Annotated in this window: 9 protein-coding genes; 5 read left to right on the top strand and 4 right to left on the bottom strand. The window is 64.2% G+C overall.

The window, feature by feature from the left end:
* Window positions 1-19: 19 nt before the first annotated feature.
* Window positions 20-442, bottom strand: a complete 423-nt coding sequence (locus EDD25_RS01090; protein WP_134171644.1) for a hotdog fold thioesterase — start codon at window positions 440-442, stop codon at window positions 20-22.
* Between the two features lie 57 nt (window positions 443-499).
* Here EDD25_RS01090 and polA point away from each other — a divergent pair, with 57 nt between their 5' ends.
* From polA to uvrB, 5 genes are all read left to right on the top strand, one after another.
* Window positions 500-3,184, top strand: a complete 2,685-nt coding sequence (polA, locus tag EDD25_RS01085; RefSeq protein WP_134171643.1) for a DNA polymerase I — start codon at window positions 500-502, stop codon at window positions 3,182-3,184.
* A 38-nt stretch (window positions 3,185-3,222) separates the two neighbouring features.
* Window positions 3,223-4,899: a DUF885 domain-containing protein gene (locus tag EDD25_RS01080; RefSeq protein ID WP_134171642.1), complete on the top strand. Its 1,677-nt coding sequence runs from the start codon at window positions 3,223-3,225 to the stop codon at window positions 4,897-4,899.
* A gap of 182 nt (window positions 4,900-5,081) precedes the next feature.
* A complete protein-coding gene (gene rpsA, locus EDD25_RS01075) occupies window positions 5,082-6,536 on the top strand; it encodes a 30S ribosomal protein S1 (RefSeq protein WP_134171641.1) in 1,455 nt (484 codons plus the stop codon).
* A gap of 175 nt (window positions 6,537-6,711) precedes the next feature.
* Complete coding sequence (coaE, locus tag EDD25_RS01070; RefSeq protein ID WP_134171640.1) at window positions 6,712-7,323, top strand: dephospho-CoA kinase; 612 nt, start codon at window positions 6,712-6,714, stop codon at window positions 7,321-7,323.
* Between the two features lie 109 nt (window positions 7,324-7,432).
* Window positions 7,433-9,496 (top strand): excinuclease ABC subunit UvrB, encoded by a 2,064-nt coding sequence (uvrB, locus tag EDD25_RS01065; protein WP_134171639.1) that lies wholly within the window; start codon window positions 7,433-7,435, stop codon window positions 9,494-9,496.
* Between the two features lie 89 nt (window positions 9,497-9,585).
* On the opposite strand, the gene EDD25_RS01060 is transcribed toward uvrB, so the two are convergent.
* Genes EDD25_RS01060 through EDD25_RS01050 form a run of 3 tightly spaced genes read right to left on the bottom strand, consistent with a single transcriptional unit; the run spans window position 9,586 to window position 13,702 of the window.
* Entirely contained in the window at window positions 9,586-12,372 is a 2,787-nt protein-coding gene (locus EDD25_RS01060) for an FtsX-like permease family protein (protein WP_134171638.1), read from the bottom strand.
* Window positions 12,369-13,055, bottom strand: a complete 687-nt coding sequence (locus EDD25_RS01055; protein ID WP_134175014.1) for an ABC transporter ATP-binding protein — start codon at window positions 13,053-13,055, stop codon at window positions 12,369-12,371. Before EDD25_RS01055 ends, EDD25_RS01060 begins: the two co-directional genes overlap by 4 nt.
* A 38-nt stretch (window positions 13,056-13,093) precedes the next feature.
* Window positions 13,094-13,702 carry a PadR family transcriptional regulator gene (locus tag EDD25_RS01050; RefSeq protein ID WP_134171637.1) on the bottom strand — a complete coding sequence of 203 codons (609 nt, stop codon included), beginning with the start codon at window positions 13,700-13,702 and terminating at the stop codon, window positions 13,094-13,096.
* Window positions 13,703-13,810: the final 108 nt, after the last annotated feature.

The following is a 13,810-nucleotide window of genomic DNA, read 5'->3' as shown; positions in this document are numbered from 1 at the left end:
GCGCTCGGGGGCAGCGCGATCAGGCCGCGGGCATCTCCTTGATGAGATTCGTGATGCGAATCGTTGAACAGCGGCGACCTTGATCATCCGTTACGACGATCTCATGGGTGGTCAGGGTTCGGCCCAGGTGGATCGGAGTGCAGACGCCCGTGACGTAACCGGACGTCGCAGACCGATTGTGTGAGGCGTTGATCTCGATTCCCACGGCGAGCTTGCCCGCGCCGGCGTGCAGGTTGGCCGCCATGGAACCCAACGATTCCCCGAGTACGACGTATGCCCCACCGTGCATGAGCATCGCCGGCTGGGTGTTGCCCTCGACCGGCATCCGCGCCACGGCCCGCTGGATCGTGAACTCGGTGAATTCGATGCCCATCTTGTCGGCCAACGCTCCGCCGCCCCGCTTCTCAAGCCATGCGGATGCGTCTTCGGTCTGATTGAACATGTTCACCTCTGGTCGATGTGCCAGCTTCAGCCCGGATGACGCTTGTAGGCTGGGAGCGTGTTGGATTCAGAAAAGCCTACCCTCATGATCATCGATGGCCATTCCCTGGCGTTCCGGGCGTTCTACGCCCTGCCCGTGGACAGCTTCCAGACCCGCGACGGGCAGCACACGAACGCCATTCACGGCTTCCTGTCCATGCTGCTCAGCCTGCTGCGCAACGAGAAGCCCACGCACATTGCCGTGGCCTTCGACATTTCACGTGCCTCGTTCCGCACGCGGGAATACCCGGAATACAAGGGCACCCGCAACGCGACGCCCCCGGAATTTCTCGGTCAGATACCGCTTCTTCAGGAGGCGCTGGCGGCCATGAACATCATCACGATCACGAAGGAAGACTTCGAGGCCGACGATATCCTCGCGACCCTTTCGGTACAGGGATCGGAGGCGGGTTTCGATGTTCTCGTCGTCTCCGGTGACCGCGATGCGATCCAGCTCGTGAATGACAAGGTGACGCTGCTATATCCGGCGAGCCAGGGCGTCTCGGCTCTCACCCGATACGACCCCGCACGAGTGCGTGAGCGGTACGGCATTGCGCCGGAACAATACCCCGACGTCGCCGCCCTCGTTGGTGAGACGAGCGACAACCTCATTGGAATCTCGAAGGTCGGCGAGAAGACGGCCGTGAAGTGGCTCGGCCTGTACGGAAGCCTCGACGGAATCCTGGAGCACGCCGAGGAGATCAAGGGCGTCGTGGGGAACAATCTGCGCGAGCAGAAGGAAAATGCGATCCGTAACCGCCGGTTGAACCGGCTCGTCACGACGGTCGACCTGCCGGTCGGTCCGGCGGACCTCGGTCGGAATCCCATGAACACCGATGCCGTGCGGGACGTCTTCTCGCGGCTGGAGTTCAAGAGCCTTCTCGACCGCGTGCTGAAACTGGAAGTCACGGCCGAGGGTTCCGCAGCCGTCGCTGCTTCCCCGGCCGCCGCCGAGGAAATCCCGGCCGCTCCGCTTGCACCGCCCGCCCAGGACCTTCTCGACGAGGAGCTGGCAGCGTGGATTGCGCGCTCGATCGCGGGGTCACCGCAGGGGCTGGGCTTCACCGTTGAGGTACAGGAGGGCAAGGCCATCGGTTTCGGTCTGTCCAGCCTCACCGAAACCATCAACCTGCCGTGGCACCCCGGACGCGCAGACTACGCTCCCGTCGAGGCGTGGCTCGCGAGCGATGCGCCCAAGCTCATGCACGACGCGAAAATGCAGATCAAGGCGCTGCGTCGCAGCGGGGTGGCGTTCAGTGCGCTGGCGATCGACACCCTCGTGGCCGGGTGGCTCGTGCGTCCGGGCGGTCCGGACAAGACCCTGTCTGACCTCGTCAGTCGGTACCTGCAGGAAGAACTTCCCGTCACCGATCCGAACCAGTTGGTTCCCGACGAGGCGACGGGTGGTGGCGTTCCCATGCAGGCCTGGTACACGGTGCGCGTTGCCGCCGCCGTCATGGAGGCCCTCGATGAGGGTTCCCGGCAGGTGCTGTCCGAGATTGAGATGCCCACCCTGATGACCCTCGTCGACATGGAGTTGGCCGGTGTCACCGTGTCACACGAGGAGCTGTCTGCGCTGTCGACCGAGCTCGGCGAGAAGTCGGCGGCGCTGGCCGCGAGTGCCTACGCCGAAATCGGTCGCGAGGTGAACCTCGGATCGCCCAAGCAGCTGCAGGACGTGCTGTTCACCCAGCTGGAGATGCCCAAGACGCGGGCGAACAAGACGGGCTTTTCCACGGATGCCGGTGCTCTCGCTGACCTGCAGGCCAGCAACCCGCATCCGTTCCTCGATCTGCTCCTCAAGCATCGCGACGCGACGAAGTTGCGCCAGATCGTGGAGACGCTCGATCGGGCCATTGACGACACCGGCCGCATCCACACGAACTACGTTCAGATCGGCACGGCGACCGGCAGAATCTCCTCGACGGACCCGAACCTTCAGAACATACCCGTTCGCACGGAGGAGGGGCGCAGGATCCGAGCGGCCTTCCGCGCCGGCGAGGGCAGCGAATGCCTGCTCACGGCGGACTACTCGCAGATCGAAATGCGCATCATGGCGCACCTGTCGGAGGACGCCGGCCTCATTGAGGCGTTCGCCGCCGGGGAAGACCTGCACCGGTTCGTCGGGTCCAGGATCTTCGGTGTGTCACCGGAAGACGTTTCCGCCGAGATGCGCAGCAAGGTCAAAGCGATGTCGTACGGCCTCGCCTACGGTCTCAGCGCCTTCGGTCTCTCGAGGCAGTTGCGGATCGAGACAAAGGAAGCCAAGCAGTTGATGACCGACTATTTCGAACGGTTCGGGGCCGTGCGCGACTACCTGCGGCACGTCGTTGAGCAAGCAAAGGTCGACGGATACACGGAAACAATCTTCGGCAGACGACGTCCGTTCCCCGAGCTGCAGAGCCCGAATCGAGCCCTCCGGGAAAATGCGGAGCGTGCGGCCCTCAACGCGCCGATCCAGGGTTCGGCGGCGGACATCATGAAGATCGCGATGAACGGGATCGCGAGCGACCTCGGCACACGCAGCATGGACTCGCGCATGCTCCTGCAGGTGCACGACGAACTGATCTTTGACGTGGCTCCCGGCGAGTGGGACGTCTTACGGGAGGTTGTGACCCACCGGATGAGTACCGCCGTGGAACTGCTCGTGCCACTCGAGGTTCAGGTGGGTCGGGGCGCGAACTGGGACGACGCCGCTCACTGAGACGGGACCGGTCGCCCGCAGTGTCATAGGCTCGGGCCATGACACAGGAAATTCAGCGTCCAGCCTCGGCAATCGATCAGATTGCCGAGGACTGGGTTGACGCTCTCGTCGACCTCGACCCCACGGTGGGCACCTACATCGGCCGCAGCGAGGGTGCCGGACGATTCGGGGATTTCTCTCCCGCCGGTCAGGAGCGTTTCGTCACCGAGGCCACCGCCGTTATCGCACGGTTGGATGCGGCGAGCGACGTCGACTCGGTGGACACTGTGACCCGAACCGACCTCAGAAGCACACTCGCCCTGCAGCTCGAAAGCTCAGAGCAGGGTCTCCACCTGCGTGACCTGAACGTGATCGCGTCGCCGGCCCAGGGCATCCGGGAAATTTTTGATCTCATGCCCATAGCCACCGTGGCGGACTGGTCGAACATATCCTCCCGGCTCGGCAGCGTGCCAGCCGCGGTCGATGGCTACATCGAGACGCTTCGGCTGGGCATCGAGAAGGGCGTGACCCCGGCGAAACGGCAGGTGCGGGAGGTTCTCGCGCAGACGCGACGTCACCAGGCCAACGACGGCTTCTTCGCGCACTTCGCGGCCGACGCGGCGCTCGACGACGGCAACCTGCCCGCCTCGCTCGCGAAGGACCTCAACGCCGGGGCTCGCGCCTCTGCCGCCGCGTACCGCAAGCTCGGCGATTTTCTCAGTCATGAACTCAAGGGCGCTGCAACGGAGCAGGACGCCATCGGCCGGGACCTCTACTCCCTGGCCTCACGCGGCTTTCTGGGCGCAACAATCGACCTCGATGAGACCTATGAGTGGGGCATCGAGGAGCTCGCTCGCATGACCCAGGAACAGGAAGGCGTCGCAGACCAGATCAAGCCCGGCGCGAGCGTTCACGAAGCCATCGCCTTCCTCGACACCGACCCGAGCCGCAAACTGCACGGTACGAAGGCACTCCAGGAGTGGATGCAGAAGACGAGCGACAACGCCGTCGCCGAACTGTCGAAATCGCAGTTCGACATTCCCGATGAAATCAAGACGATCGAGTGCATGATCGCGCCGACGCAGGAGGGTGGAATCTACTACACCGGTCCCACCGACGATTTCTCCCGGCCCGGTCGCATGTGGTGGTCCGTTCCCGTTGGAGTCACAGAATTCGACACCTGGCGGGAGCTCACCACCGTTTTCCACGAGGGCGTTCCCGGTCACCACCTGCAAATCGGGCAGGCGGTGTACAACCGCCGCACACTGAACACGTGGCGCCGACAGCTCGCCGGCACGTCGGGGCATGCCGAGGGCTGGGCGCTCTACGCGGAACGCCTCATGGAACAGCTGGGTTATCTCGACGACCCGGCTGACCGGTTCGGAATGCTCGACGGCCAGAGGATGCGTGCCGCCCGCGTCGTCCTCGACATTGGTGTTCACCTGGGCAAGAAGCGTCCGGACGGCAACGGGATTTGGACGGGCGAGTACGCCCTGGAGTTCCTGGGCCACAACGTGAACATGAACGAGGGCTTCGTGAAGTTCGAGGTGAATCGCTACCTCGGCTGGCCCGGACAGGCGCCGTCCTACAAGGTGGGCCAGCGAATTTGGGAAGAGTTGCGGGATTCCGCTGCGGCGCGCGGTGGTACCGACTTCTCGATCAAGGACTTCCACCGCGAGGCTCTCAACCTCGGCGGAGTGGGTCTCGACACGCTTCGCTCCGCGTTGCTGCTGTAGCGCCCGCCGCGGCCGGTATGTGCGGCGCGTGGCAAGTTGGCGCAGCCGCGGGGGAGCAGCTAGCATAGAGTGTCACGTTTGTGGCGAAGTATCCGTTGCCATGCGCGGAGCATTCAGTCCCGGTGTATACCGGATTCTGGTCGCGTATGGCCTAATAATGTCCATCCTGGAGCAACTACTACATGACAAACGCAACGACCGAACGGGCACCCAAGCAGGTCGCCATCAACGACATTGGATCTGCTGAAGACTTTCTCGCCGCGGTCGAAAAGACTCTGAAATTCTTCAACGACGGCGACCTCATCGAAGGCACCGTAGTGAAGATCGACCGCGACGAGGTTCTCCTCGACGTGGGCTACAAGACCGAGGGTGTAATCCCCTCCCGCGAACTTTCCATCAAGCACGATGTTGACCCTTCCGAGGTTGTCAAGGTCGGCGACCTGGTTGAGGCTCTCGTTCTTCAGAAGGAAGACAAAGAAGGCCGTCTCATCCTGTCCAAGAAGCGCGCTCAGTACGAGCGTGCATGGGGCGACGTCGAGCTGATCAAGGAATCCGATGGCGTTGTCACCGGTTCGGTCATCGAGGTCGTCAAGGGTGGACTCATCGTTGACATCGGTCTTCGTGGCTTCCTTCCTGCTTCGCTCATCGAGCTTCGCCGTGTTCGCGACCTGACCCCGTACCTGGGCCAGGAGATCGAGGCCAAGATCCTCGAACTCGACAAGAACCGCAACAACGTTGTGCTGTCGCGTCGCGCCCTGCTCGAGCAGACGCAGTCCGAGAGCCGCACCACGTTCCTCAACAACCTCCAGAAGGGACAGGTCCGCAAGGGCATCGTCTCGTCGATCGTCAACTTCGGTGCGTTCGTCGACCTGGGTGGCGTTGACGGTCTGGTTCACGTTTCCGAGCTCAGCTGGAAGCACATTGAGCACGCCAGCGAGGTTGTTGAAGTTGGCCAGGAAGTCACCGTCGAGATCCTCGAGGTTGACCTGGACCGCGAGCGTGTTTCGCTGTCGCTCAAGGCAACGCAGGAAGACCCGTGGCAGGTATTCGCTCGCACCCACGCGATCGGCCAGGTTGCACCGGGTAAGGTCACCAAGCTCGTTCCGTTCGGTGCGTTCGTTCGCGTCGCCGAGGGCATCGAGGGCCTGGTTCACATCAGCGAGCTATCCGGCAAGCACGTTGAGCTTGCCGAGCAGGTTGTGTCCGTTGGCGACGAGGTCTTCGTTAAGGTCATCGACATCGACCTCGAGCGTCGTCGCATTTCGTTGAGCCTCAAGCAGGCCAACGATGGTGTCGACCCCGAGGGCACCGAGTTCGACCCGGCACTGTACGGAATGCTCACCGAGTACGACGACAAGGGCCAGTACAAGTACCCCGAAGGCTTCGACTCCGAGACCAACGAGTGGCGCGAAGGCTTCGACGAGCAGCGCGAAAAGTGGGAGCAGGACTACGCTGCAGCCCAGGCTCGCTGGGAAGCCCACAAGAAGCAGGTCGCATCGGCGAACGACGAGATCGCTGCCCCCAGCGAAGTCGCTCCGACCGGCTCTGCCTTCTCGAGCGAGTCGGCTGGCGCCGGCACGCTTGCTGACGACGAGGCACTCGCGGCTCTTCGCGAGAAGCTCTCCGGCGGCAACTAGCAGCACACGCACGAACTAAGGCAGGTCGCACCCTTCGGGGTGCGGCCTGTTTTTTTGCGCACCCGCCCGCAAAACCGGTGTTTCCGCGACACGCCGCGTCGGGCAGCCGCCGGAACCGGCGTGTCGCGAATCCAACCGGTTTTGCGGGGGACCGGCGGCAGATACGATTGCTCGGATGTACCTCATTGGACTGACCGGCGGAATCGCCTCGGGCAAGAGCACCGTCGCTAAGCGACTCGCGGAGCTCGGAGCCGTGCACATCGACGCCGACAGGCTGGCCCGCGACGTCGTAGAACCGGATACACCGGGCCTGGCCGCCATCGCGACCGAATTCGGCAGCTCCGTCATTCAGCCTGATGGGAGCCTCGACCGCGCGGCGCTCGGCGCGATCATTTTCAGTGACGCCACGAAGCGGGACAGGCTCAATGCCATTACGCATCCGCTCGTGTGGAGCCGCACTCTCGAGCTGATTCGTGAGGCGGAGGAGAACGACCCCTTCGCCGTTGTCGTGTACGACGTTGCGCTGCTTGCCGAGGCGGCAGCCGACCGACGCCTCGCCTTCGACCTGATCGTGGTCGTGCATGCCGATGCCGAAACCCGGATCGTACGAATGATCAGGGATCGCGGTTTGAGCCGGGCGGAGGCGGCGGCGAGGATCAGCGCCCAGGCGAGCGACAGCGAACGCCTCGCTATCGCGGACGTGGTGATCGACAATACGGGCACCGTTGACGCCACCCGGGCACAGGCCGATATGGTGTGGCGACGCGCCCTGCTCGCACTGACCTGATGACCTGATGGCCTGATGACCTCATGCGGTGATGCGGTGATGCGGTGATGCGGTGAGCCGGCCGGGTGCGGTCAGCGATCGTGTCGGTGGGGCTTTGTAGACTGGACACATGGAACCTACCCGTTCGGTCAACCCGTTTCAGGTCGTCAGTGAATACACGCCGAGCGGCGACCAGCCGACCGCGATCGCCGATCTCGCGGGGCGCATCAACGCCGGTGAGACCGATATCGTTCTGCTCGGTGCGACGGGAACAGGCAAGTCGGCGACAACCGCCTGGCTGATCGAACAGGTGCAGCGTCCCACCCTGGTGCTCGCGCACAACAAGACGCTGGCTGCGCAACTCGTGAACGAGTTCCGCGAGCTGATGCCCAATAACTCTGTCGAGTACTTCGTCTCCTACTACGACTACTACCAGCCCGAGGCGTACGTTCCGCAGACCGACACCTTCATTGAGAAGGACTCGTCGATCAATGAGGAGGTCGAGCGGCTGCGGCACTCCACAACCAATGCGCTGCTCAGCCGCCGGGACGTCATCGTCGTTTCCACGGTCTCCTGCATCTACGGGCTGGGGACGCCAGAGGGGTACATGGAGGCGATGGTGGCCCTGCAGGTGGGCCAGAAGATCAACCGCGACTGGCTGATCCGCAAGTTCGTGTCCATGCAGTACCAGCGCAACGACGTCGACTTCTCCCGCGGTAATTTTCGGGTGCGCGGCGACACCATCGAGATCATCCCGATGTACGAAGAACTCGCCATTCGCATCGAAATGTTCGGCGACGAGATCGAAGCACTACACAGTCTGCATCCGCTCACCGGCGACATCGTGCGCAAACTCGATTCGGTTGCCGTTTTCCCCGGGTCGCACTACGTGGCGAGCAACGAGGTCATGCAGCGGGCGATCGGCACGATCCAGGAGGAACTCGCCGAACGACTCGAGCAGCTCGAGCGGGAGGGCAAGCTGTTGGAGGCTCAGAGACTGCGCATGCGCACAACCTTCGACCTGGAAATGATGGAGCAGATCGGGTTCTGCTCCGGAATCGAGAACTACTCCCGTCACATAGATGCACGGCAGGCCGGCGAGGCGCCGCACTGCCTGCTCGACTACTTTCCCGATGACTTCCTGATGGTCATTGACGAGTCCCACGTGACGGTGCCGCAGATCGGGGCGATGTACGAGGGGGACTCGTCACGCAAACGCACGCTCGTGGAGCACGGGTTCCGACTGCCGAGCGCCCTCGACAACCGCCCCCTCAAGTTCAACGAGTTCAAGAATCGCGTCGGCCAGACCGTTTACCTGTCGGCCACGCCCGGCAAATACGAAATGGGCATCGCCGACGGTATCGTGGAGCAGATCATTCGACCGACGGGGCTCATCGACCCGCACATCGTCGTGAAGCCCAGCGCGGGCCAGATCGACGACCTGCTTGAGCAGATCAAGCTGCGCACCGAACGCAACGAGCGCATCCTCGTCACGACGCTCACGAAGAAGATGGCGGAGGAACTCACCGACTTCCTCACCGAGGCGGGCGTACGTGTACGGTACCTGCACTCCGACGTCGACACACTGCGCCGCGTGGAACTGCTCACCGAGCTGCGCGCTGGCATCTACGACGTACTCGTTGGCATCAACCTGCTGCGCGAGGGCCTCGACCTACCGGAGGTGTCGCTGGTGGCGATCCTCGACGCCGACAAGGAGGGGTTCCTCCGCTCGGCGACGTCACTCATCCAGACGATCGGACGGGCGGCCCGCAACGTATCGGGCGAGGTGCACATGTACGCCGACCGAGTGACCGCCTCGATGGAGAAGGCGATCGACGAGACCGATCGACGCCGGGAGAAGCAGGTGGCGTACAACACCCTGCACGGCATCGACCCGACTCCGTTGCGCAAACGCATCGGAGACATCACCGAGGCACTAGCCCGGGAGGAGGCCGACACCGCCGAGCTGCTGGCCGGCCGCGACGCCCGCCGCAAGTCCTCGACGCCTAACCGTCGGGTCGGCATTGCCGCGAACGGCGCGAACGACCTGGAGTCGATCATCGCCGACCTCAACTCGCAGATGCTCGAGGCCGCCGGTGAGCTCAAATTCGAGCTCGCCGCCCGCCTTCGCGACGAACTCTCCGAGCTTAAACGGGAACTGCGTCAAATGGAGAAGGCTGGTCACCTGCAGTAACCAGCACCCGCCGGTCGAACCTGTCGAGACCATCACCCAACGGCCCCCGTTGGTCGAGCTTGTCGAGACCAGCACCATTCCGAACAAGCTCAGCCGATCGCGAACCGGGTGCGGGTTGCGCCGGCAGTCAGCCAGCTGCCAACCGCAATGAAACCCGGCAGCGCGAGCGCGAGCAAGAAAAGCTGTAGCCACGGCGGAGCGAACGGGAACATCGAGTGTCCGGCAGTGTCGCGGGGGAGGGCGAGAGCGAGTGACGGTACCAGTCCAAGGACCGCACCGATGAAGGTTCCGAGGCCGGCGATCACGACCGCCTGCCAGAACCCAAACGCACGACGCACCCGTGGCGAGGCCCCGAGCGATGAGAGCACGGCGCTGTCGCGGTGACCGTCCGACCGGGCCAACCCAATCGCGATGATGGCCGCCGCGAGGGCGATGAGTGACGTCAGGCCGAGCAGACCCCACGCCCACGCCGCCGCGTACTCTGACGGCCCTGTTTCGACCCGCAGGTAGAACCCATCCGAGACGGTCCCCAGTTCAGCCCGCGCGCGGTCCTGTTGGGACACGGTCGGCGGTGCATCGAGGTTTGTCATGACCGCGGTCGGCGCGTAGCTGATACCCAGGCCATCGGCCGTGTCTCCGAGCATGAAGATGGCATAGGGCAGCGGATGCTTCGGCTCCTGAACGCTTCCAACCAGCGTCCGTGTCTGCACCGGATCCTCCTGACCGCCCGCAGTATGCGTCCAATCCACCGTGACGGTTCCGTCGACGACATACTCGGAGTACAAGCTCACCGCGCCGCCGGTCCGCAGCGTGGTGAGGGACTGTTCCGATACCGGCTCGTCGAGCAGCACCGCGAGGTCAGCGGGGGAGCCGACCCAGATATGGTCGTTAGCTCCGTAGGTGTTCGTCGCCAAATACCCCGGGGTCGGGCAACGAATATCGTTCGGGGTGGTGCTCGCGCGCATGCCACCCATGGCGTCGCTGGGGCACACGGTCGCGGGATTCACCCGGGGATACGCGAAGGTGGCGTCTGCGACAGTGGGGTTCTTCTCGTATTCATAAAATGGGAGCGCCGGGTCGGGTGCGCTGCTCAAGACGCGCGCCGTGCCGCTCGGAAAGGCCGCCTGCATTGCGGCAGCAACCTCCCCGCTCCCTGTCCGAGGGATGCGCTTATAGGGGGCCTCGGCGCCAGCGGTGTACATGGTCACGGATACGGCGTTGAGCGGGGCGTCGAACACGTAACCGTCTCTTTCGTGCGCTTGCGCCATACCAACCATGCTCATCGCGAAGGAGGCGACGAAGACGGTGCTCATGATCGCTGCCAGAGCGGGGACGGATCGGCCAGGGTTGCGTGCGACATCGCGTGTACCGAGACGTGCGCCCGGCCCGACGCGCGAGAGCAGCCGCGCCCCCCAACGCAGGATGAGTGGCGCGATGAGCACGGCGCCGATTTGCATCGATACCGGACCGATGACAATCAGCGCCAGGCTCAGGGTGAGCAGGTTGGCCTGGTAGACGGGGGTGTAGGCCGCAAGAGTGATCAGGCCACCAGCGACGGCGATCACCGCACCGACCGCCATGACGACCAGACCGACAACGGGGCGCCGCTGTGAAAGTTTTGGTGGGCGCTCGGAACCGCGTAGGGCTCCGATGATATCGACGCGGGACGCGGCCCGAGCCGGGACCGCCGCCGCGATCCAGCCGGCGAGAATTGCGACCGCGGCGATTCCCGAGAGCACGACCGGATCGACGTGGAAGCCGGGATAGCGCGCAGCGCTCCCATTCGCGGAGATCTGCATGAAGATCCAGGCGGTAGCCACTCCGAGGGCGGTTCCGAGGACTGCCCCCACGGCGCCGAGAATCACCCCGCCGAAAGACATGACGCGAAACAACATCCGCTTGTCGCCGCCGACGCTTGCCAGTGTCGCCAGCGTGCGTTGCTGGCTCCGGGCACCTACGGTGAACGCAGCGCCGGCGAGCAGCGCTACCTCAAAGAGGGCGAATCCGCCGAGCAAGGCCACGTACAGCGCCAACCAACCGGTCCCCGTGCTGGCGTTCAACGCCATGGTGTAGCTGCCCGGTGCCGGAGGGTGCAGGAGCACCGCCCGGGAGAGCACGGTGGCACCGTGCCGGTTGAGATCCTGTACCGCCGACCAAGTCAGCCGGAGGTCCGGCAGATAGAACTCGGTCGACTTCAGGTCGTCGCTCGGCAGGACCGCGTCGAAGACGCCAGGCCGACCATAGAATCCCTCACCGGCATTGTCGAGCCGCGCGCTCGAGAGCGTTCCCACGATTCGAAAAGTCGCAACCTGTGGACTCCTGATGTCAACGGTCGAGCCGATGTGCGCGCCCAACCGACCCAGTGTTGCCTCCGTAACCATGATCTCGTGATCGGTCTGCGGGGTCGTGCCGCCGATCACGCTCCATTTTCCGTCGAACGCCTCGTCCCACGGTTGACCCTGCACGGCATCGAACGAGCCGATTCCGTCGGCGGTCTCCGCCACGAGACTCGTGTAGTTGATGGTGAGGACTCGGGTGTCGGCAGGGAGATAGGTGTCGGGCGCGACCGGTTCGGTCGAGAACGACTGCGGGGCGGTCGGGTCGACCACCGTGGCGTCCAAACCATTGTTCAGCTCGTTGAGCGGGTCCTGGGAGAAAGCGGGGTCCGGCGCGTTCATCACGCGCAGGCGTGCCTCGGTGCTACCGAGTTGGAGTGTGGCGTGTTCGGCCGGGGTTGCGATGTTGCTTGCCGAGACCGTGGCGATGCCGGCCATGCCGAGCACGGGAATCGCGACGAGCACGGCTACGAGCAGGCTGCGCACCGGCGACTGCGTGGCCATCCGTCTGGCCATGCGAAACGCCAGGCGTGCACTCATGCCGGCAGTCCGTTCAACAAGCTCGACACGGTGGAGGCCCGCGACTCGTCCACGATGCGACCGTCGCGCAGGAAGACGATCCGGTCCGCCCAGGCCGCATGCCGTGCATCGTGGGTGACCAGGATACCGCCGGCACCCGCGTCGATCCGGGAGCGGAGCATCCGCAGCACGAGCTCGCCGGTGGTGCTGTCGAGCGCCCCGGTGGGCTCGTCGGCGAGGATGAGCGAGCGACCACCGACCACGGCGCGCGCAATCGCGACCCGCTGCTGCTGCCCGCCCGACAGGTCGGAGGGAAAGTGGCTGGTCCGGTCGGCCAGCTCAACCAGAGTCAGGGCGTCGAGCGCCGGATGGTGGGCCTTCTTTCTCTTCCAGCCGTCAAGCTCTAGCGGCAGTCTCACATTCTCGATCGCCGTGAGCGAGGGAATCAGGTTGAAGTCCTGAAAGACGAACCCAAGGCTCCGTCGGCGCAGCGTTGCGAGCTGTTTCGGCGAGAGCTGGCTGAGCCAGTTGCCCTCGACCACGACCTCGCCGCTCGTGGGCGGGGTGAGCCCGCCGGCCACGGTCAGCAGCGTTGACTTTCCCGAACCGGATGCCCCCATTACCGCCACGAGTTCGCCTCGGTTAACTGTCAGGTCGACACCCGCAAGAGCCGTGATCGCGGTCTCGCCACGGCCGTACTGCATCGAGACCCCGTCGAGCTGCAGCAGGATTTCGGAGTCGGTCACGCGCCTGCCTGAACCGTCTTGACCGGACGGCCACGCTTCGGAACGTCGGTATTGAGCGGGAGGGGAGCGGCGAGGCCGGCGGCACGGGCACGGGCCAGTCGGTTCTCCGAGTGATCCAGCCAACGCGCCTCGGCCTCGGCGGCGAAGATGAGCGAGTCGATCACGAGGAGCCAGGCCAGTTGCTCGGAGGATTCCGGGTCAGCGGTCGCGTTCTTGGTGCGGGTGAGCTCCTGCAGGGTGCGCATTGTCGCGGTGCGCTGAACCTGGATCACCTGCGCAATGTCCACGCCCGGCAGCGTCACGGCAATGGCGAGTTTGATGGCGAGTTCGTCGCGGGTGGCCGTGGTGCGCACCACGGGCGAACCGAGCCAATCGGTGACTTCCGCGCGCCCGGCGTTCGTGATCTCCACGTAGTTCTGGCCGTCGGCGTCAATGTGTGCCTTCTGCACCAGGCCGTCGCGCTCAAGTCGGTCGAGGGTGTTGTAGATCTGGCCGACGTTGAGCGGCCAGGTCGAACCGGTGCGACGGTCGAACTCGGCCCGCAACTGGTAGCCGTAACATGGCCCCTGGTTCAGGATGGCGAGCAGGCTCTGACGAACGGACATACGACCTCCGGCTATTCATCTAACTAATAAGTACCGAGTATATACATACTCCACAACACTATTTGTGTCATGGTGGGTGTTCGCTCTCGGCGGTCGGTGTCGTCCAGT

The sequence above is a fragment of the Cryobacterium psychrophilum genome, assembly GCF_004365915.1.
In the GTDB taxonomy this organism is placed as follows: domain Bacteria; phylum Actinomycetota; class Actinomycetes; order Actinomycetales; family Microbacteriaceae; genus Cryobacterium; species Cryobacterium psychrophilum.
This window is presented reverse-complemented; position numbering and strand designations above follow the sequence as displayed.

Excerpts from the sequence above, each read along its gene's own strand:
- uvrB (WP_134171639.1), top strand. The coding sequence starts at position 7,433 with ATGGAACCTACCCGTTCGGTCAACCCGTTTCAGGTCGTCAGTGAATAC.
- EDD25_RS01055 (WP_134175014.1), bottom strand. The coding sequence starts at position 13,055 with ATGCAGTACGGCCGTGGCGAGACCGCGATCACGGCTCTTGCGGGTGTC.
- coaE (WP_134171640.1), top strand. The coding sequence starts at position 6,712 with ATGTACCTCATTGGACTGACCGGCGGAATCGCCTCGGGCAAGAGCACC.
- EDD25_RS01080 (WP_134171642.1), top strand. The coding sequence starts at position 3,223 with ATGACACAGGAAATTCAGCGTCCAGCCTCGGCAATCGATCAGATTGCC.
- EDD25_RS01060 (WP_134171638.1), bottom strand. The coding sequence starts at position 12,372 with ATGAGTGCACGCCTGGCGTTTCGCATGGCCAGACGGATGGCCACGCAG.
- rpsA (WP_134171641.1), top strand. The coding sequence starts at position 5,082 with ATGACAAACGCAACGACCGAACGGGCACCCAAGCAGGTCGCCATCAAC.
- EDD25_RS01090 (WP_134171644.1), bottom strand. The coding sequence starts at position 442 with ATGTTCAATCAGACCGAAGACGCATCCGCATGGCTTGAGAAGCGGGGC.
- EDD25_RS01050 (WP_134171637.1), bottom strand. The coding sequence starts at position 13,702 with ATGTCCGTTCGTCAGAGCCTGCTCGCCATCCTGAACCAGGGGCCATGT.